Annotated in this window: 18 protein-coding genes; 4 read left to right on the forward strand and 14 right to left on the reverse strand. The window is 54.3% G+C overall.

All coding sequences use genetic code 11. From position 1 onward, the window contains the following. Positions 1-16: 16 nt before the first annotated feature. The 4 genes from dnaJ to hrcA form a co-directional block, all read right to left on the reverse strand. Positions 17-1,138, reverse strand: coding sequence for a molecular chaperone DnaJ (dnaJ, locus tag KP014_RS24410; RefSeq protein ID WP_036589869.1), 1,122 nt, complete (start codon positions 1,136-1,138; stop codon positions 17-19). Positions 1,139-1,254: 116 nt separating this feature from the next. Next, positions 1,255-3,099, reverse strand: coding sequence for a molecular chaperone DnaK (gene dnaK / locus KP014_RS24415; RefSeq protein WP_036589868.1), 1,845 nt, complete (start codon positions 3,097-3,099; stop codon positions 1,255-1,257). 202 nt (positions 3,100-3,301) lie between these two features. Further along, positions 3,302-3,892, reverse strand: a complete 591-nt coding sequence (gene grpE / locus KP014_RS24420; RefSeq protein ID WP_036589867.1) for a nucleotide exchange factor GrpE — start codon at positions 3,890-3,892, stop codon at positions 3,302-3,304. A 48-nt stretch (positions 3,893-3,940) separates the two neighbouring features. After that, positions 3,941-4,972 carry a heat-inducible transcriptional repressor HrcA gene (gene hrcA, locus KP014_RS24425; protein WP_036589865.1) on the reverse strand — a complete coding sequence of 344 codons (1,032 nt, stop codon included), beginning with the start codon at positions 4,970-4,972 and terminating at the stop codon, positions 3,941-3,943. A 133-nt stretch (positions 4,973-5,105) separates the two neighbouring features. Between hrcA and KP014_RS29180 the strand changes: the two genes are divergently transcribed. After that, positions 5,106-5,234 carry a hypothetical protein gene (locus KP014_RS29180; RefSeq protein WP_281426428.1) on the forward strand — a complete coding sequence of 43 codons (129 nt, stop codon included), beginning with the start codon at positions 5,106-5,108 and terminating at the stop codon, positions 5,232-5,234. 59 nt (positions 5,235-5,293) lie between these two features. Here KP014_RS29180 and KP014_RS24430 read toward each other — a convergent pair whose 3' ends face one another. The 7 genes from KP014_RS24430 to gpr all read right to left on the reverse strand — a co-directional run bounded on the left by KP014_RS24430 (position 5,294) and on the right by gpr (position 15,176). Then, positions 5,294-7,951 carry a cation-translocating P-type ATPase gene (locus tag KP014_RS24430; protein WP_090834357.1) on the reverse strand — a complete coding sequence of 886 codons (2,658 nt, stop codon included), beginning with the start codon at positions 7,949-7,951 and terminating at the stop codon, positions 5,294-5,296. A gap of 195 nt (positions 7,952-8,146) precedes the next feature. Continuing rightward, positions 8,147-8,653, reverse strand: coding sequence for an N-acetyltransferase (locus KP014_RS24435; RefSeq protein WP_281426429.1), 507 nt, complete (start codon positions 8,651-8,653; stop codon positions 8,147-8,149). A gap of 78 nt (positions 8,654-8,731) precedes the next feature. Further along, positions 8,732-9,913: a radical SAM family heme chaperone HemW gene (gene hemW / locus KP014_RS24440; RefSeq protein ID WP_051500253.1), complete on the reverse strand. Its 1,182-nt coding sequence runs from the start codon at positions 9,911-9,913 to the stop codon at positions 8,732-8,734. A gap of 74 nt (positions 9,914-9,987) precedes the next feature. After that, positions 9,988-11,802, reverse strand: coding sequence for a translation elongation factor 4 (gene lepA / locus KP014_RS24445; protein ID WP_036597533.1), 1,815 nt, complete (start codon positions 11,800-11,802; stop codon positions 9,988-9,990). Positions 11,803-11,989: 187 nt separating this feature from the next. Next, positions 11,990-12,490 carry a hypothetical protein gene (locus tag KP014_RS24450; RefSeq protein WP_090834358.1) on the reverse strand — a complete coding sequence of 167 codons (501 nt, stop codon included), beginning with the start codon at positions 12,488-12,490 and terminating at the stop codon, positions 11,990-11,992. 28 nt (positions 12,491-12,518) lie between these two features. Further along, entirely contained in the window at positions 12,519-13,826 is a 1,308-nt protein-coding gene (locus KP014_RS24455) for a stage II sporulation protein P (protein WP_036595491.1), read from the reverse strand. A 348-nt stretch (positions 13,827-14,174) separates the two neighbouring features. Further along, positions 14,175-15,176, reverse strand: coding sequence for a GPR endopeptidase (gene gpr, locus KP014_RS24460; RefSeq protein WP_036595489.1), 1,002 nt, complete (start codon positions 15,174-15,176; stop codon positions 14,175-14,177). Positions 15,177-15,354: 178 nt separating this feature from the next. Between gpr and rpsT the strand changes: the two genes are divergently transcribed. The 3 genes from rpsT (at position 15,355) to KP014_RS24475 (ending at position 17,184) form a co-directional block, all read left to right on the forward strand. Continuing rightward, on the forward strand, positions 15,355-15,627 hold the full coding sequence (rpsT, locus tag KP014_RS24465) for a 30S ribosomal protein S20 (protein WP_036595487.1): 273 nt from the start codon (positions 15,355-15,357) through the stop codon (positions 15,625-15,627). A gap of 188 nt (positions 15,628-15,815) precedes the next feature. After that, on the forward strand, positions 15,816-16,409 hold the full coding sequence (locus tag KP014_RS24470) for a TetR/AcrR family transcriptional regulator (protein ID WP_051500088.1): 594 nt from the start codon (positions 15,816-15,818) through the stop codon (positions 16,407-16,409). A 10-nt stretch (positions 16,410-16,419) separates the two neighbouring features. Beyond that, positions 16,420-17,184, forward strand: a complete 765-nt coding sequence (locus KP014_RS24475; protein ID WP_425517289.1) for a glycosyltransferase — start codon at positions 16,420-16,422, stop codon at positions 17,182-17,184. A gap of 18 nt (positions 17,185-17,202) precedes the next feature. Here the strand turns inward: KP014_RS24475 and holA are convergent, their stop codons facing one another. The 3 genes from holA to KP014_RS24490 all read right to left on the reverse strand — a co-directional run bounded on the left by holA (position 17,203) and on the right by KP014_RS24490 (position 20,324). After that, positions 17,203-18,234, reverse strand: a complete 1,032-nt coding sequence (holA, locus tag KP014_RS24480) for a DNA polymerase III subunit delta (RefSeq protein ID WP_090834359.1) — start codon at positions 18,232-18,234, stop codon at positions 17,203-17,205. A 303-nt stretch (positions 18,235-18,537) separates the two neighbouring features. Continuing rightward, a complete protein-coding gene (locus tag KP014_RS24485; protein ID WP_090834360.1) occupies positions 18,538-19,779 on the reverse strand; it encodes an anti-sigma factor family protein in 1,242 nt (413 codons plus the stop codon). Further along, complete coding sequence (locus tag KP014_RS24490) at positions 19,776-20,324, reverse strand: RNA polymerase sigma factor (protein ID WP_025691314.1); 549 nt, start codon at positions 20,322-20,324, stop codon at positions 19,776-19,778. The genes KP014_RS24485 and KP014_RS24490 overlap by 4 nt, the downstream gene beginning before the upstream one ends. Between the last annotated feature and the right edge of the window lie 144 nt (positions 20,325-20,468).

Below are 20,468 nucleotides of genomic sequence, written 5' to 3' on the forward strand. Positions count from 1 at the left end.
TCAGACTCAGCTTGAACTAATCTCCGCGGAATGCGCGCTTCATGCGGTCAAAGAAGGATTGCCCCTGCTCATGCGTATTCTCGCCGTCGAAGGAAGCGAACTGGCGAAGAAGATCCTTCTGCTCGTCGCTCAGTTTGCTTGGCGTCACCACAATGACCCGGACATGCTGGTCGCCGATTCCGTTCCCGCGAAGCCGGGGAACGCCTTTGCCTTTGAGGCGGAAGAACGTGCCCGTCTGAGTGCCGGCCGGGATTTTGAGCTTGACCTTCTCGGTCAGGGTCGGAATCTCGATTTCATCTCCGAGCGCCGCCTGAGCGAACGTCAGCGGAACCTCGCACAGAATGTCGTCGTCCTCGCGAACGAAGAAATCATGCGGCTTAACGCGGATGACAATATACAGATCGCCCGCAGGGCCGCCGCGCAGGCCGCCTTCGCCTTCGCCGCTCATGCGCAGCTGCGCGCCGTCGTCCACACCCGCAGGAATCCGGACATGGATTTTGCGCTGCTTCTTCACACGGCCGCCGCCGCCGCATGTCGAACATTTTTCCTTGATAATCTTGCCCGTGCCTCCGCAGTTCGAACACGGTCTGCGGTTCACCATCCGGCCAAGCGGCGTGTTCTGTACAACCTCCTGCTGCCCGCTGCCATGGCAGACGGAGCAGGTTTGCGGCTTCGTGCCGGGCTTCGCTCCGGAACCGAAGCAGGTATCGCAGGTTTCCGTCCGCGGAATCGTGATGTCGGTCTCTTTGCCGAACACGGCTTCCTTGAATTCAATGGTCATCGTATACTGCAAGTCATTGCCGCGCTGGGGCGCATTCGGATCGCGCCGTCCTCCGCCGCCGAAGAACATGTCGAAAATGTCGCCCAAACCGCCGCCGAAATCCCCGCCGCCAAAGCCACCGCCCATTCCCTGGTTAGGATCGATATGTCCGTATTGGTCATATCTCGCCCGTCCTTGCGGATCGCTCAGTACATCGTACGCTTCCTTCACTTCCTTGAATTTGGCCTCGGCGTCGCTGGCCTTGTTCACGTCCGGATGATACTGACGGGCCAGCTTGCGGTACGCTTTTTTAATTTCATCTTCCGAAGCGTTCTTGCCTAAGCCGAGCACCTCATAATAATCGCGCTTATCTGCCACTGCCTTCACCTCCGTACAGGAACGTATCCCTATTTCCCTTATACATATTAAAAGGAAAGCCAAAACGCGGGATGCCCCGGTTTTGACCTTCCCCTAACTTACGCTATCGTTTAACTTTATCCTTGATTCTTCTCGTCGTCAACCACTTCGTAATCGGCGTCGACTACGTTATCTCTCTTTGCGCCTTCACCAGCGTCAGTCGCGCCTTCAGCGCCTTGCTGAGCTTGCGCCGCTTGTTCATACAGCTTCACGGACAACTGCTGCACGATTTCGTTCAACGCATCGGTAGCCGCCTTGATCTCTTCCAGATTATCGGTTTCCAGCGCGGACTTCACTTTGTCCTTGGCCTGGTTCGCTTTTTCAATCTCGGATGCGTCTACTTTGTCGCCAAGGTCCTTGATGACCTTATCCGTGGAATAAACGAGCTGGTCGGCATTGTTCTTCGCTTCCACCAGTTCCTTGCGGATACGGTCCTCTTCGGCATGAAGCTCGGCGTCCTTCATCATTTGCTCGATATCGGATTCGCTCAAGCCGCCGGAGGAAGTGATCGTGATCTTCTGGCTCTTGTTCGTGCCTTTATCCGTTGCGGATACATTCACGATACCGTTGGCGTCGATGTCGAAGGTAACTTCGATTTGCGGAACGCCGCGAGGTGCCGGTGGGATTTCACTCAGCATAAAGCGTCCCAGCGTTTTGTTGCCGCTCGCCATTTGGCGTTCGCCTTGCAGGACATGAATCTCAACGCTCGGCTGATTGTCGGCGAATGTCGAGAAGACTTGCGATTTGCTGGTCGGGATCGTCGTGTTGCGATCGATCATCTTTGTGAATACGCCGCCTGCGGTTTCAATACCGAGGGACAGCGGCGTTACGTCCAGCAGAACCACGTCCTTCACGTCGCCGGTCAGCACGCCCGCTTGAACAGCGGCGCCAAGGGCAACGACTTCATCCGGGTTAACGCCTTTATGCGGCTCTTTGCCGGTCAGCTTCTTGATAGCATCTTGTACGGCCGGAATCCGTGTGGAACCGCCGACAAGCACGATTTTGTCCAGATCGGCCGGAGTCATGCCTGCGTCGTTCAGCGCCTGGCGAGTCGGTCCGAGTGTGCGTTCAACGAGATCTGCTGTCAGTTCGTCGAATTTGGCGCGGGTCAGGTTGACCTCCAAGTGCTGCGGCACGCCGTCGACAACGGTGATGAACGGCAGGGAGACCGTAGTGGTCAGTACGCCGGACAGCTCTTTCTTGGCTTTCTCAGCTGCATCTTTCAAACGTTGAACAGCAGCTTTGTCCTTGCTCAGGTCGATGCCTTGCTCTTTTTTGAACTCGGCTACGAGGTAGTCGATGACTTTTTGGTCAAAGTCGTCGCCGCCGAGACGGTTGTCACCGCTCGTTGCTTTTACTTCGAAGAAGCCGTCGCCCAGCTCCAGGATGGAAACGTCGAACGTACCGCCGCCAAGGTCATAGACGAGGATCGTTTGGTCTTCGGATTTCTCCAGACCGTACGCAAGCGCCGCCGCTGTAGGCTCGTTCACGATACGCAGAACTTCAAGACCGGCGATTTTGCCCGCATCCTTGGTCGCCTGGCGCTGGCTGTCGTTAAAATAGGCAGGAACTGTAATAACCGCCTGTGTAACCGCTTGGCCAAGATAGGCTTCAGCGTCGGATTTCAGCTTTTGCAGAATCATTGCGGAAATTTCTTGCGGCGAATAGTCCTTGCCGTCGATCGTTTCTTTATGGTTTGTGCCCATATGGCGTTTGATCGAGATGATTGTGCGGTCTGGGTTCGTGATCGCTTGACGCTTCGCCGTTTCACCGACAATGCGCTCCCCGTCTTTCTTGAAACCTACAACCGAAGGGGTCGTGCGCGCGCCTTCCGGGTTAGGGATAACGACGGCCTCGCCGCCTTCCATTACGGCCACGCATGAGTTCGTGGTTCCAAGGTCGATACCGATAACTTTACTCACAGTAATTTGCCTCCTTAAAAGTTTTACGAATGTGATTCAACTAAGATCAAGCTTCAAGTAAAACTCGCTTCGTAAGCTTTCGCTTAAGTTTAACGATTGGGACTGCTTCCGCAGCCTTAATGCCTCTTCGCCTTATGCGTCGGCTGGACGCGGCAATGCCGCCGGAAGCAGTTCCGGCGATTCATGTGTCTATATAGGCAGACTACATGCTGACTTTGACCATGGCGGGACGAAGCACCTTGTTCTTCAAAAGATAGCCCTTTTGGACTTCCTCCGTAACAATGCCTTCTTCGTACTCCTCGCTCTCCACCTGCATAATAGCCTGATGGAATTCCGGATTGAACGGCTGTCCTACCGTTTCCATCGGCGTAAGCCCCTCAGACTTCAATACCCCGTCCAACTGGCGGAATATCATATTTACGCCTTTGGCGAAAGCCTCGCTGTCCGAGCCGGTCGGCGCCGTAGCCAGTGCGCGCTCGAAATTGTCTAGTACCGGCAGCAATTCCGTAACCAGCTTAGAGGTGGCGTACTGAGCCAATTCCTCTTTCTCCTTCAGCGTCCGGCGGCGGAAATTGTCATAGTCCGCCTGGACGCGCAGCACACGTCCCTGATAATCATCGGCAAGCTCCTGCAGACGCTTGATTTCATCGCTGTCACCGGAAGCCGCCTGAACGGCTTCATCGGCCGCTGCTGTATCGTTATCCGAGACCGCCTCGGCCTGATCGGCCGCGCTTTGCTCGTTAATGGTGTTATCTTCATTCACACCCGAATCTTGAACCTGTTCCTCTTTCAAGTATGTTCACCCCCTTAAAATACTAACGGCAATCATTATGCACTAAACTCACTTATACCAGTGACCCAGCATCGCTGTCAAATCACGGGACAAAACGCCCAAAATGCCCAATACTTTCGCATATTCCATCCGGGTCGGACCGAGGATGCCTATGCTCCCCACCGCTTCACCATCAATCGAATACGTAGCGGTAATTAGGCTGCAGTCCGCAAAAGCTTCATGCTTGTTCTCGGTGCCGATACGCACCTGTATGCCGGTCCCGCCGGCAGCGGGCGCCAGCATTTTGAGCAGGGTGGGCGTCTCCTCCAGCAGATCGAGGATATCCTTTACCTTCTCGACATCGCGGAATTCGGGCTGAGTCAGCATGTTCGTCGCGCCGCTGAGGTAAATCCGCTGCTCCGGATCGCTTTCGAGCGCCGTGTCAAGCATCTGCATTAATTCTTCGTAATGGGAGATATGACGCTGCATTTCCTGTCCAAGCTCGGAATACAGCCTGCTTTTCAGCTTGTATAGAGGCACATTGACCAGCTTGCTGTTCAGCAGATTGACAACCTTCTCCATTTCGGAGACCGAAATCTCCGGCGGAATGCTTACTTTCCGGTTCTCTACCTGTCCGGTGCTGGTGACGATGATCGCCACAGCGGTTCTGTCATCCAGCGGCAGCAGCTGAAAATGGCGCAGTGAAGTATGAAAAACCTCCGGTCCCAAAAGGATGGAAGTATAATTCGTCATATTGGACAAAATCATGGCCGCATGCTGAATTAATTGCTCCATCGCATTCAGCTTTTCGGCAAAAAAGGCACGGATGGTTTCCGTTTCCGTTGATCCTGCCGGATTCCAGGGGACAAGATGGTCCACATAGTAGCGGTAACCTTTATGGGACGGAATCCGCCCTGCCGACGTATGCGGCTGTTCCAAGAACCCAAGCTCTTCCAGGTCGGCCATTTCATTGCGTATTGTCGCAGGACTGTACTTGACATCGCCCCTTTTGGATATGCTTCGCGATCCTACCGGCTCGGCCGAACGGATATAATCATCCACAATGGCATTTAAGATCATTCTTTGGCGTTCGGTTAACATATCAATCCCTCCTGACCGCCCTGTGGATTTTTTCGTTAGCACTCGACGCAGATGAGTGCTAACCGCTATTACAAAAATACCAAAATGACATTAACATTGTCAAGTCGGTGAGCAAGGCAGAACGGGCGATTTTATGAACAACGGCGCTTGCGGACAGCTTGATCCTGCCATCCGTAACGTGCAGCCGCCGCTCCGGAACAGCGAAGGCGCCCCGGCTACACTGGGATCACGCTTTCACTGCCGGATCATGGCGCTGTTTTAAGAAATCCGATAATAATATGACGCCAATCTATATTCCGTTTCCGGCTTGGCCCTCGCCAATCAAGATGCGGTTTTGGCGCCGGATAAACCATTTCTCAATAATTTTACGACTTCCATCAGAATCACGGCGGCCAGCGCCAGTCCGGCGGCGGTCAGCCACTGCTTAAGCCCGAAATGAGCCGGTATGGAGAAGAACTGCCGGACACCGGGCAGAACTGTGAAGCCATACAGGCAAAGGCACAGCAGGACCGCGCCGAGAACGTACTTATTGCTGAAGAATCCGGCCTGGAACGCCGTCTGTGTGTTGGAGCGGGCGGCAAAGGTCTGCAGCGTGCGGGCCAGAATGAGAGTGGTGAAGGCCATCGCGACGCTGATCTCTTGTGAATGCTGCATACCGATGTACTGAGAGGCAATGACCGCCGCGCCGATTAGCAGGCCGCGTGTAATAACGACCTGAAGGGTCCCTCCCGCGAAGATTCCTTCTTTAATATTTCTTGGTTTGCGCTTCATGACGTCAGGCTCCGCCTTCTCCATGCCGAGTGCGATGGCGGGCAGTGAGTCATTGACCAGATTGATGAACAGCAGTTGAATAGCCGTAAACGGATTGATCCAGTTAAAGATTAGGGCGAATAGAATCGCAATAATGGCGCCCAGATTGCCGGCGAACAAATAAGCGATCGCCTTCTTGATATTGTCGAACACCGTCCGGCCGACGCCGACCGCCTTTACAATGGACACAAAGTTATCATCGGTCAATATCATGGCAGCCGAGTCCTTCGCGACATCGGTGCCGCTGCCCATCGCCACGCCGATATCCGCCTGCTTCAGCGCCGGCGCGTCGTTAACGCCGTCTCCGGTCATGGCCGTGATCTTCCCTTTCTTCTGCCACGCCCTTACAATCCGGATCTTGTTCTCGGGCGAGACACGGGCATAGACACCGATGGATTCCAGCCTGCGGTCAAGCTCTTCGTCGGACATCGCATCCAGCTCTTGTCCGGTGACGGCAATTTCATCCCCCGACATGAGGCCGATATCCCGTCCAATGGCCTGCGCGGTCGTCTTGTGGTCTCCGGTAATCATAATGGTCCGGATGCCGGCCTTGTTCGATTCCGCAATCGAATCGTACACCTCTTCGCGCGGGGGATCGATCATGGCCGTGAGACCGACCAGAACCAGCCGGTGCTCATCCTCCAGGTTGACTTCCGCGGAATCGCCGCCAATCGACTTGTACGCATAGGCGAGCACACGAAGCGCCCGGCTGGAAAAGTCTTCGTTGGCCTGTACGAATTTCGAGCGCACCTCATCGGTAAATGTAGACTCCACTCCATCCAGCAGCACCCGGTCGCAGCGGCTGAACAGCACATCCGGGCCTCCTTTGGTAAGAATCGTCCTGCGGCCATTGAAGGTATGGACCGTTGTCATCAGCTTCCGGTCCGAATCGAAAGGGATCTCCGCTTCTCTTGGAAATCTTTCGCGAATTTCCATGTAGTCTTTATTTTTGCTGCGGCTAAACGCAATCAGCGCCACCTCAGTCGGATCGCCGAGTTCTTTTCCCTCTTCATTAATATGAGAGTCATTGCATAAGACCGCGATATGCAGCAGTCTTCTTTCCCCTTCTGACCATTCCTCGTAGTTGTCCTGAAACAGCTTTTTCCCGGCACCAGGCAGGTAGTAGTCGACAACCGTCATTTTATTCTGGGTAAGGGTGCCTGTCTTGTCCGTGCAGATGACGCTGGCCGAGCCAAGTGATTCCACCGCAGGCAACCTCCGGATAATCGCATGCTGCTTGGCCATCTTGCTCGTTCCGACCGACAGAACAATGGTGACAATCGAGGACAGAGCTTCGGGTATGGCGGCTACGGCTACCGCAACCGCGAACATGAGCGCATCGAGAATGGCATTGCTCATTTCCGAACCGTCACTGGATACCCAAGCCCGCAGGGCCTGTATGCCGAATATCAAAATGCACAGCAGCAAAATGACAACGCCGAGCCTTTTGCCGAAGCTCTCCAGCTTCCGCTGCAGCGGCGTGCTCTTCGCCTCCGCGCTCTCGATAAGCCCCGCGATTTTGCCAATCTCAGTATCGGCCGCAGTCCCGGTCACAACGAAGCTTCCGCGCCCGTATACGATTAATGATCCGCTGTATACCGTATTGCGCCGGTCGCCCAAAGGCACCTCCGTATCGATCACATTCCCATGCTTCTCTACGGCTTCCGATTCTCCAGTCAGCATCCCTTCCTCAACCTTCAGGCTTTCACTCTTCAAAATGCGTCCGTCCGCAGGCACATAATCGCCGGCCTCCAGCAGCACAATATCACCTCTAACCAATTCTCGCGCCGGAATTCTCCTCGTCTCACCGCTGCGGATGACTTTCGCTTCCGGCGCCGCCAGTTTACGCAGCGCATCCAGCGAGCTTTCGGCTTTAAGGGTCTGAACCACGCTGATCACCGCATTGAGCAGGAGCACAAAGAAGATAATCAGGGTTTCAACAACATGACCGAGAACTGCCTGAATCCCCGCTGCAACCAGCAGTACAATAACTAGCGGGTCTTTAAAATTGTCCAAAAAAAGCTTCCAGACCGGAACCCTTTCTCTTCCTTTCAATTCGTTATACCCGCCCGTTTCCAGCCTCCTCTGCGCTTCCTCCGCCGTAAGGCCGGTATCGGTGCCGTTTACCTCCTTCAGCGTTGCAGGCACAGTGCTGCGATAGAACTCCATTCATACCGCTCCTCTCCCGATAGGTATCCTAATATTTGGACATATCCTCTATTTTGTCCATCCAGGTTCTAATTACCCGTACGAAAGGGAGCAGATAAACGTTTCATTATAATTTGTGTGACAAATCAAACAACCACTCCCCCATCAGACGGGCGAGCGTCCGGCGGGAAAGTGGTTTTTAGATAGCAATAGGAATTAGTCCAGCATTTTGAGAACGGCAATTTCGTCGCAGGCATCCTGCTTGGAGCAGTTGACACAGTCGGTCCATACCTTTTCGGGAAAAATTTCCTTGTTCACGACATGAAACCCGTTCTTCAAAAAGAAATTAACGGCATAAGTTAGCGCCATAATCTTCGGAATCTTCTGGCGTCTCGCTTCTTTAGTCAGTTCTTCCACAATCATGGAACCGATGCCTTGGCCCTTGCACTCGTCACGAAGGCCGAGCGAGCGTACCTCTACAAGATCGTTTCCAAGCCTGCACAGTGAACCGCAGCCTACAACCCTACCGTCTATTTCAGCCACAACGAACTGATCGATCTGCCGCTCCAGGACTTTCCGGGAACGAGGCAGCATGATCCCGCGCTGCGCATACTCTTCTATCATTAAATACAGCGGCTCAACGTCTTCCAAAGTAGCGCTTCTGCAAATGGCTGCAGATGTTGGTTCCGGCGCTGCGGGTATAGGTTTCGGCTTGGCTAGCACTATGCTTCACTCCTCCATCAAATAACTATGAATAAATATACAACACAGTGAATGAGGATTCAACACTTATTTTAAAAATTATATATCTGTCAACACTCCGACAAATTCTCCGAACACATCGTTTCCGAACAGAAGGCCCTGACGGCTTAACCGGTAGTTTCCGCCTTCCTGCTCAAGCAGACCGGCGTTCAGCATTTTGTGCAGAGGCCCCCCGAACACATCCTCCAGCGGGCGGTCAAACTGCTCGCGGAAAGCGGCGTCGCTGATTCCATCGCGCATCCTCAGACCAACCATCATGAAATCCTCCATGGCCTCCTCACGGGATACCGGATAGGCGTTCAGCCGGGGCAGTCCGTTCTTCGTCGCTTCAATGTACGGACCCACACCCTTCACATTCATATGCCGCATACGCTGCACATAACCATGCGCTCCAGCCCCCAGCCCGTAATAATCCTGATTGCGCCAGTACGTGATATTGTGGCGGCTCTCCATTCCGGGCTTAGCGAAATTGCTGATCTCATACTGCCTGTATCCCGCCTCCTCCATGGAAGACATCAGCAGCAGATACATGGCCAGCTCGTCCTCTTCGCTTGGAAGCGGCAGCTGATTCTTGTTAAAAAGCGAATGGAACAGCGTGTTCTCCTCCACCTTAAGGCTGTAAATCGAATAGTGGGGGAGGCCGAGGTCGAGCGCACGCTTGATACTTTCGCCCAGCATATCAACCGTCTGGTTGGGAAGGCCGAACATCAGGTCGATCGACAGGTTGGTCAGCCCGGCGGCGCGGGCATTATCAAGGCTGCGGTAGACTTCGCCCACATTGTGTATACGCCCGATCCCGCTCAGCAGTTCGTTCTGAAACGCCTGTACGCCAAAGCTTACGCGATTAACGCCGCCCGCCTTCATGACCGCCAGCTTGTCAGGATCGGTTGTGCCGGGATTCGCTTCCATCGAAAATTCGATATCCTCGGCCCAGTTCGGGAAGCAGCTGCGTATCGTCTTCAGAAAATATTCCATTTCATCCGGCTTCAGCACGGTGGGGGTGCCACCGCCAACAAATATGCTCTTGATGACGCCTGGCGGTCTTTCTTGAACGGTCAGCTCCATTTCCCGCTCCAGCGCCCGCAGATAGTCCATCACAGGCTGATCCTTCAGCACATAAGAGTTGAAATCGCAGTAAAAGCACTTGTTCGTGCAAAAAGGAATATGAATATATACCGCCTCGGGTGGACGGCTGCTTAGAATGCCGGGATGATTAGTCATAAGCTGTCCTCCTTAGAATGAAAAGGGAAGCCGGAAGGCTCCCCTGAATAAGCTGCGATATTTTGCCTCAAATGTTACTCGTCGATCTTCAGCACCGCCATGAACGCTTCCTGCGGCACTTCGACGCTGCCGACCTGCTTCATGCGCTTCTTGCCTTCCTTCTGCTTCTCCAGCAGCTTCCGCTTCCGCGAAATGTCGCCGCCGTAGCATTTGGCAAGAACGTTCTTGCGCATCGCCTTGACCGTCTCGCGGGCGACGACCTTGGTTCCGACAGAAGCCTGAATCGGCACCTCGAACATCTGGCGCGGAATGATGCCGCGCAGCTTCTCGCATATAATGCGGCCCCGGTTATAGGCACGGTCGCGGTGCACGATGAACGACAGGGCATCAACCTGTTCACCGTTAAGCAGAATGTCCATCTTCACCAGGTTCGATTGGCGGTAACCGGACAATTCATAATCGAAGGACGCGTAGCCCTTTGTTCCGGATTTCAGCTGATCGAAGAAATCATAGACGATTTCCGACAGCGGAATTTGATAGGTGATGGTTACCCGGTTCGCATCCAGGTACTCCATGTTCACGAACTCGCCGCGCTTGTTCTGGCACAGCTCCATGACCGTGCCGACGAAATCGTTAGGCACAATAACGGCCGCCTTGACGTAAGGCTCCTCTACATAATCAATCTTGCCGATTTCCGGATAGTTGGACGGATTGTCGATCTCAATCATTTCGCCGTTCGTCAGCTTGATCCGGTAAATAACGCTCGGCGCGGTCGTAATGAGCGGAAGATTGAACTCCCGCTCGATCCGCTCCTGGATAATTTCCATATGCAGCAGACCGAGGAACCCGCAGCGGAAGCCGAAACCGAGCGCGCTGGACGTCTCGGGCTCGAAGCTTAGCGAAGCGTCGTTGAGCTGCAGCTTCTCAAGCGCTTCACGCAGATCATTGTAATCCGACGTCTCGATCGGATACAGACCGCAGTAAACCATCGGATTGATCTTCCGGTAGCCGGGCAGCGGCTCGGGCGTCGGCCGCTTGGCGTCCGTCACGGTATCGCCGACACGGGTATCGCCCACATGCTTGATGCCGGCCACGATAAAGCCAACATCGCCTACATTCAGCTCACTCACAATGCTCATACGCGGCATAAATGCGCCGACTTCAATGACCTCAAACGTCTTATCGGTCGCCATCATCTTAATCTTCGAGCCGGCGCGGATGCTGCCGTCAACGACCCGGACATATACAATGACCCCCTTGTAAGGGTCATAATGGGAGTCGAAAATCAGCGCCTTCAGCGGCTGTTCGGGATCTCCCGTAGGTGGTGGAACCTGCTTGACCACCTGTTCCAGAATCTCCTTGATGCCGATGCCCGCCTTGGCGGAAGCAAGCACCGCCTCGCTGGCATCCAGGCCGATGACGTCCTCAATCTCCTGCTTGACCCGCTCCGGGTCAGCGCTCGGCAGATCGATCTTGTTGATGACCGGCAGAATCTCCAGGTTGTTGTCCAGCGCCAGATAGACGTTCGCCAGCGTCTGGGCTTCGATACCCTGAGCCGCGTCCACGACGAGCAGCGCGCCTTCGCAGGCCGCGAGACTGCGCGAGACTTCATAAGTGAAATCGACATGCCCCGGAGTGTCGATCAGATTAAGCAAATATTCTTCACCATTATCGGCCAGGTACGTGAGGCGAACGGCCTGCAGCTTGATCGTAATGCCGCGCTCGCGCTCAAGATCCATCTGGTCGAGCACCTGTTCCTGCATTTCGCGCGAACTGAGCGCTCCGGTGTATTCCAGAATCCGGTCGGCCAGCGTCGACTTGCCGTGGTCTATATGTGCAATTATCGAGAAATTGCGGATTTGTTCTTGTCTTTTCTTAACGTCAGTCATTCCTTACCCCCACAGACAGCCTGTTGTTAATCATCTTATTATAGCAGTACAAGTTCCCCCCAGCAATCAGGGTCCTATAAAGATACGCAGTATATTTCCAAATAGAAGTATATGGATGCGGAAACAGATCCCGCCCCTTGAAAGATGGGGCAGCCATTCCTTCAAGGGGCGGGAACAAGATATCGCCTTATTCAGTGGAATCAAACAAAGAGACTACCCAGCGGATTCCTTTCTGGGACGCGTTCTGCAGCATACCCGCCGTCTTGTCCGCGAGTGTGTCCACCGTGGATTTATGCTCCCCTGGAACGAGAATCTGCCCCGGTGTGAGCGTACTGTAGTTTCCGGCCGGAAGCTGCGGAAGGCTAGCCGGTGGTGATGAAGCACCGGCAGCGGGCTGCTGCGCAGCCGGTGCAGCCGAAGGCTGAGCCTGGGGCACAGCCGAGGGAGCTAAGGTAACGGGAACGTAGACATATCCCCCTCTGCCGTCGCTCTGCACCTGAAGCCCGGTTACCGTCCCGGCCTGGGGCTGGGATACAGGCGCCGTGTTCTGAACGCCGCCGGAGATTACGCTCCAGCCGGGAACGGGGGAAGAGGCAGTCCCTCCGCTGCTGCCGAACTGCATTCCAACAAGCACACCGATACCGGCCCAAACACCGACCGCCACCATCTTTTTGCCGAAACGAGACATCGCTTTCCACCCTTTCCGTTTTCACAATTCATTGAGCGGCCGGTTCGCTGCCTGTTTCGCTCGTGGCCGGTGCCGCTGGCTCACCTTCCGCGTTCGCTTTTTCCGCTTGATGGCTGCTCCAGTACAGGTCGGCGATGGCATCCGCAAGCACTTCGGAGGTTGCCTTCAGTTCGGCTTCGGTGCTGTCTATACCGCCTACCTCAATCAGGACGCTGTTCGGCGACATCGACTGGTTATACTCCCCATTATTGCCTTTGCCCGACGACTTGCCCCAGATGCCGCGGGAAAGCCCGGGGTATTTTTTCTCCAGCTGCTGGTGAATTTTATTGGCGAACTCCTCATTCTTCTTCCAGTTGTTATTCGAACGGCCCAGAATAAAATACACCTGCGCGTAGCTCTTTCCGTCAATGACTGTAGTTGTCTTGTCATGCCGCTGCGAATCGCGGTGAATATCGATCAGCTCGGTCATTCCCGTATTTTCCGCCATAACCGCCTTAACGGTCACCCGGGAATATTTATAGGAAAAATTCCAGTTGTAGTCGGCAACCTTGGTAGCATAATCCACTTCCGAATGGAGGGTGCCGATACCCCGTTTCTCCAACCTTTGGGCGATATAGGAACCTACCAGCATTACATTTTTGGCAGGATTGGCGGAATTCGGGCTATCGCTCTTTGTTGAGAGCAGCGGGTTATACGCTTCGCGCGGATGGGAATGGTAGATCAAAATCCGCTTTACGCCCGTGTCCGAGGCTTCCGGAGCATCTGCGGGAGACGGCGCCGGGGCATCGCTATTCTCCGGCGGCTGCGTCCCTTGCGTGCCGGCGCCTTCTCCGGAAGTCGGCTCCGGTGTCGCTTCGGCGACCGGCGTATCTGTCGCCAGCCCGTCCGTTCCCGGATGATAGTCGGCCGGAGCACCCTCCGCTCCGCCCGAGCCTTTGCGCAGCAGCACGGCGTCATCCGCTGCCATACCCGGCACTTCGCGTGATAGAAGGCTTTTCGGATCGCCGGGGTTCACACTTGTCAGAAGCTGAAAGACGAAGCTTGTTACATTCCCGCCTGACAGCGCGGACGGCTCTTTGGTATCCGGCAGATGCGGAACTTCCATCCCGAGCAGCTCCTTGAATATTCCGCCGGAGAGGGAAGCCGCGAGCCCCTTCATCGAAGGCAGCGGCGAATTATCCAGCTTCTCTCCGGCCATTCCTCCGGCTCCCAGCAGAATGAAGAAGACCAGGGAACCGCAGGCGAGCAGCAGCATCGTTCTTCCGAGCGCCAACGCGTCGAGCACTTTTGACCGTAAACGGCCGATGTTCCACAGATGAAACCATTTTCTGTTCATTATTGTTATGTCCTCCTCAAGCTCGCTGTAATCTCTCATACTTCAAATCTATGAGTGAGAGAGAGACGATAGAACGAAAGGAAGAACAAATTAACCCCGCAAAGTATAGAGTCTCAGCTTTGGAAGCATCCTCAGATTCATTGCTGGGACCGCGAAACTTATTAAGTATGAAAAAGAGAGCCAGCCCCCTAAGGCCCGCTCTCTTAATGTTTTTTTCGATTCCCGACGGTTACCCTAACTCTTGAACATGGAAGAGGTACCGCCTGTGAAATACATACCATTCTCCGACTCTAAAAAAGCCGATACATGCTTGTTTATAGCTTGCGCATGCTGATCGCGGGTACAGTGTCAGTGCGTATAAGCGCCGACGTTGCCGGGATCGACGGCATCATGCAGCGCCGCATTCAGTCCGCCGGCCACGATGTTGGCGATATCTTCGATGAATTCGTCAATTTCCTTTGGCGTTACAATCAGGTCATGACCGAGCGGCTCCAGCACCTCCTTGACCAGAGCCAGCCGCTCCTGTTCGGTGATGCTGTTCAGCAGCCCCATAATTTCCTTGCTGCGTCCGCCTTCCCCGCCGAAGTGGCTTCTCATCATTTCCAGCACATTACCGACAATTGTGGAGGCATAACATACCGTTGGAACACCGATGGCGATACAGGGAACACCCAGCACCTCCCGCGTCAGCCCGCGCCGCTTGTTACCTATGCCTGAGCCCGGGTGAATGCCGATGTCGGCAATCTGAATCGTCGTGTTGACCCGTTCCAGCGAGCGGGAAGCCAGCGCATCGATAGCGATAATGGCATCCGGCTTCGTGCGATCGACGATCCCCTGGACAATCTCGCTGGATTCGATTCCGGTCAGCCCCAGCACACCGGGAGCGACAGCACTGACATTGCGGTATCCCGGAGATACCTGATCCGGCATCAATTCGTAAAATTGCCGGGTAATGAGGGCATTCTCCACCACAAGGGGTCCAAGCGAATCCGGAGTCACATTCCAGTTGCCAAGCCCGACAATGAGCACAGAGGCGTTCTGGCCAATTCCGATCCGTCTCATGAAGCCTTCGAACTCACGGGCAAAAGCGTCGGACACTTTCTGCTGGAGCCCTGTGTCTCCACCTCGCAGTCCGGGGACTTCCAGGGTGACATAATTGCCGATTGCCCGCCCAATTCTCTGGGAAGCTTCATCATTGCTGACGGCAAGCCGCGTAATTTTGATGCCGCCTAGCTCCTCCACCTCTTCATTCAACCCGGGAATCGGCATGTTATTCATGCTCTGGGCCATTTCCTTGGCTTCCACCGCCAAGTCGGTACGCACCGAATAAAGCTGCAGATCCAGTTCCATACGTTATGAGCCTCCTATCCTTTTTAATAATAGTGTGCGGGAGGAGGGGCGCGATTATACAATAATGAATGGAGAAATCACCCGGTTTGGTTGTTGCATTTTGCTAGCACACATGCTAAACTATTTTAAGTTGTGAATCATTTGATGATTTCCGAATGCCTTACAGGAGGTGAATGCAATGCCAAACATTAAATCCGCGGTAAAACGCGTTAAGACAACGGAAAAACGCCGTGCGCTGAACGTTTCCCAAAAGTCCGCCCTTCGTACAGCTGTAAAAGCTGCTGACCTCGCGCTGGAAGGTACGGAAGTAGAAACTGCCAAAGTCGCTTTCCAAGCTGCTTCCAAGAAGCTGGACAAGGCCGTAACCAAAGGCCTCGTTCATAAAAATGCGGCTGCCCGCAAGAAATCCCGCTTGGCGAAGAAACTGAACGCTCTTTCCGCTCAGGGCTAAGAGCTTCTATATCGAGCAATTGAAGAACCTGACCGCTCCCGATGATGCGGTTCAGGTTTTTTTGTTTTTTCCTCCCACTCCTCCCACTCCTCCATTCACAAATCCTTCACTGGACACAGACCTTTGGAAAATATATCCTCTAAACATACCGAACGTTCGGTATCTCAATGAAAGGAGGCATTCCGGGTTTGACTGAAAAGCAGCGGGCCTATGATTCGGCTCAGACCAAAGAACGAATACTCTCGCACGCCCAAGCCCTATTTTCGCAAAAAGGATACAAAGGTGTTTCCATCAGCGATATTTGCGAAGCAACGGGTCTTAGCAAAGGAAGCATCTATCATCACTTCAAGAATAAAGAGGATCTTTTTGTCCATCTGGCCGAAGCCGCCTTCGCGGATTCCTGGAAAGACTGGGACAGCCGCTCCGCCCGGTTCTCTTCTGCGGTCGACAAGCTGTATGCTTACAGCGAGCTTTTTGCCGACAACGCGGATCTTTCGCTTACCAAAGCCGGCGAGGATTTTATCGCAACCATCGGGGCTGATTCCGCAGTGGTTCAGAAATTCGCCGCTATTATTACGGGCTATGTGCAGCGTTTCGAAGAGATTATCCGGGAAGGAATCGAGCGCGGAGAATTCAAGCAGCAGGAGTCCGGAGAAATGGCCTTTGCCGTACTGAGCTCTTATTCGGGATTGGCGAACAATACGCGCTTTCTGGATAAGGAAAATGTGAGACGGATGTACCGCAAAATGACGGACATGCTGCTTGACGGCATTCGAAAATAGGAGATGATTCATTATGGAAAACCAAATGTTCACAGGGCCGGATGAAGCGGGAGAGATTCTCTTCTCCGTTCTGATTCCCGCGCATAACGAAGAAAAGTATATCACGAAATGCCTGGACTCTATTGCTGCCGCCTCGGAGAACTCCGTTGGACGGGTTGAGGTCATCGTCATTCTGAACCGCTGCACCGACAAGACGGAAGAAATCGCCCGCTCATATAACTGCGTCATTGTACACGACGACCGTAAAAATTTATCGCAAATCCGAAACAGCGGCGCAGCGGCTGCCAGAGGAGAAATCATCGTGACGATCGACGCGGACAGCCGGATGACGGCTAACATGTTCTCTGAAATCGAGTGGCATTTGTCCGGGGGAAAATATATCGGCGGCGGCACCACCGGAAGATTCGAGCGGATGAGCCTTGGCATCGCCGTATCCGCACTGGTGCTCCTTGTGCCGATGGCGATTAAATACGGAGCGATCTCGGTAGGTATTTTCTGGTGCCGCAAGAGCGACTTCGACGCCATCGGCGGCTTTAATGAAGAGATGCTGATGTCCGAGGATGCCGATTTTGCCTGGCGGCTCAAGAAATGGGGGAAACGTTCCGGGAAAAAGTACGGCATGCTGACCAAAGCCTATATGATTACCTCCTGCCGAAAGTTCGATCAAGAAGGAGACTGGTATCTTGTCAAGCATCCAGGGCTGATTCTCGCCTACTTGAAGGGAACCGACCACCGGCATGCCGACAAAGCCTATTACGAGAATCAAGGAAGATAGTTTACATAGATAGAATTCCTATGCCGGCCTTCCGGCGCCAAGCCGCAGCATGAACAGCTCCAGCCCCAGCACCTTGTCAATCCTCCCTGTCTTCATCTGGTAATCCAAATCGGCCAGGCTGCTCAAAATCTCTCGCAGTTGTGCTCCGGCGAACTTGCGTGCCTGCTCTCCTGCCAGCTTGACGGCATAGGGATGAAGCCCGAGCTGGGAGGCAATCTGACCTTGGGAATAGCTCTGGGCCGACAAATCCTTGACCTGCAAAATAATCCGGAACTGCCGCGCGATAAGCGCGGCAATCTTGATTGGCTCCTCCCGCTGCTTAAGCAGCTCATGCAGCATTCCGACCGCCTTATCCAGACGCAAATTCGCGAGTTCCTCCACCAGCGTGAAGACGTTCTGCTCCGTCCCGCGCGGCACCAGACTCTCCACAGCCGTCGTATCTACTGTTCCGCCGCTTCCAGCGAACAGACACAGCTTGTCCATCTCGGCCGTCAGCCCTTGAAGCCCCGTGCCGGCGCAGGCGATAAGCGCCTCTGCCGCCCCCGGTGCGGCGGTGCAGCCGCGATCCCGGATGCCTTTTTCCACCCAGCGGAGCAGTTCCTCCGCACCCAGCGTATTAAACGGCAGCACGATGCCGGCCGATTTCAGCGCCTTAACGATTTTTTTGCGCTCATCCAGTTTATCGCTGTTGACCAAAAAGACGATCACGCTGAATTCGGCGGGACGCGTTAAATATTCCTGAAGGACATCGACGCGGTGCTCCAGCTTGGCGTTATCCTTGCCTGCCGTGAACAGCGAGGCATCCCTTACAACCAGCAGCTTGCGGGGCACCATAAACGGCACGGTCTCCGCTTCTTCCACCACCGCCTGAACCGGCGTTTCGGAGAGGTCGAAAGGAATCACCGCGAAATCGCGGTCCTCCTTCGCAATCAGCTCGCTCTCCAAAAAAGCCGCAAATTCGTTCATCCGGAATTTTTCGCTTCCATATAAACAATAAACCGGGGAGAAATTCCCCTGCTTGATTTCCTTGACCGCTGTCTTGGCATCCACCTTTGCGCCACTTCCTTTTTCAAGTCTGCTCGATCATGACGTTGTACGTTTCAATAGTTTAGCAAAAAACGGTCCCGCGCGTAAATGGTCCCCGAAACAGCAAAAGCGGAGAAGCTTCGGCATAAGCAGCCAAAACCTCTCCGCCCTTACGCGGCTCATCTATATAAACGACGGTGCGGGAAGCTCTAGAAACTTCCTCAGCCGTCGGTCATACCGATGTTTTTGCGGGGGACTGCCGCACTAAAGCAATTCCTGTCCTCATGCTATATTGTATTCGGCAGCTCCGCAAAACGTGCCAACTTTTCACTTTTTTGTTGAAGCTTCCGGGGACGGCGGCGAGGATTCCGGCGACGCTGAAGCCGATGGAGCAGCAGCGGCAGGGTCCGCAGTCTCCTGCGGTACGGTGTACGCGCCGCTAACCTCGTTCCCGTCCGTCTTCGTCACATACGTAAACTGCCGGCTATCCGCCGCCCATTCTCCCGACACCCAGGTTCCTTCAATTGTAATCGTATCGACAGCCTGTCTTCCGTCTGAAGCACCTGCGGCAGCGCGGTAGATTATCAGCTGACTGCCGTCCACTACCGCCGTATACCGACCGTCGGGCGACGTCCAGGACGGGGAATCAGGCGACGGTTCCGCAGGAGCTATGTCCATAATTCCCATATCTCCAGATTGCGGCGCCTTCAGCGTTTTATCCGGCATTACTGAATCGCTCAGTTCGCCGGCCTTACCGTCCGTGCCCGCTTCCGGCTCCGCAGACGCATTGGCGGATGGCCGGGGAGTTGCCGTCTGCTTGTTAGAGACTCGTCTATCCTTGCCTGGATCGGTGCTTGCAGTCGGCGCTTCCGCACGGTCACTGCGCGCTTTCTCCGTAGGAGCGGACGCATTTTGCTCCACGCCGCCGCCCTCTGCTGCTTGCCCGCCATTCTTCGGCGAAGGGCTCTCCGGTGCAGTCAAAGTCGACATGCCTGTATCGGCTGGAGCGCTGTTCTCAACGCTACCCGCAAAGGTTTCGCCCGCCCCGCCGGAAGATTCCTCCGAGCCCGAATCCGCTCCGGCATCGTCCGCCGCCGAACTTGTATTCTCCTTAAAGCCGTTATACCCAGAGGTGCTCTTAATCATATCATCTACCTGCGCTCCCGGCAGCTTCTCCGGCATATTGAATATGGCAATGCCAAATATTACTGCGGCCGCGGCCGCGCCAATTCCGAAACGGCCTGCCAGAGAGGAACTCCGGCGGGCCTTGGCCCGTGACGCCTTGCGGCTCATCCGCGGGGAATCCGTCCCTACCGTAGACGGAACTGCGTCCGCGACCTTCTCACGGTCGATGGCCTCAAGCTTCGGCATAATCGAATCCACCAGACTGAAAGGGGGGCTCACATCGGGGAGCTGCTCCAGCTCGCTGGAGAGCGCGTTCAACCGTTCGAACAATTCCGCGCAGGAAGGGCAAGCGTCGATATGGCGGAACATTTCAAGACTTTCGTCCCGGCTTAAATCATGATCCAGATAACGATGCATCCATTCCATCACCTCCGCGCAGTTCATCCCGATACACCACCTTTCTGGTACTCCTGAAGTCTGTTTTGCAGCTGCTGCCTTGCCCTGAACAGGTAAGATTTCACCGTATTAAGCGGAAGGTCCAGACTTTCTGCAATCTCGTTGTAAGAAAAATCCTGCAAATAACGTAGTACAATAACCGTTCGATGATGCTCCGGCAGTTGGTCAATAGCCTCGCGGATGTCCTCCGCCAAATACCCCGAGAGAACTTCGCGTTCCACATTTTGCTTATCTTTGAATACCATCTCATGCTCGTCGATCGAAACAGTCGGCTTCGTTTTCCTGAATTTATCTATGCATATATTAGTCACGATCCGCTGAACCCATGTCTTGAACTGGGCCTTCTCCTCATAGGAGCCGATTTTGGTATAGATCCGGATCAAAGCCTCCTGCGAGGCATCCAGCGCATCCTGTTCATTATGCAAAATGTAAAAGGCCGTCTTGTACACTTGGCCTTCAATTTCTCGCAATAGGGTGATTAGAGCGTCGCGATCGCCCGATTGAGCGGCTCTGACGAGTCCCTGCTCCACCACGAAGGTTCCCCCTCTCTATGCAATCTTACAGACGCGCAAGATCGCGGAATTGTTGCAATCTGTAACAATATTTTAGAATACCATTTTTGGATACATACGCCATCGATGACGTAAGCGTTTCACTTAATCGCACGGCGCGCATTG

This window comes from Paenibacillus sophorae, assembly GCF_018966525.1.
In the GTDB taxonomy this organism is placed as follows: Bacteria; Bacillota; Bacilli; order Paenibacillales; family Paenibacillaceae; genus Paenibacillus_AQ; species Paenibacillus_AQ sophorae.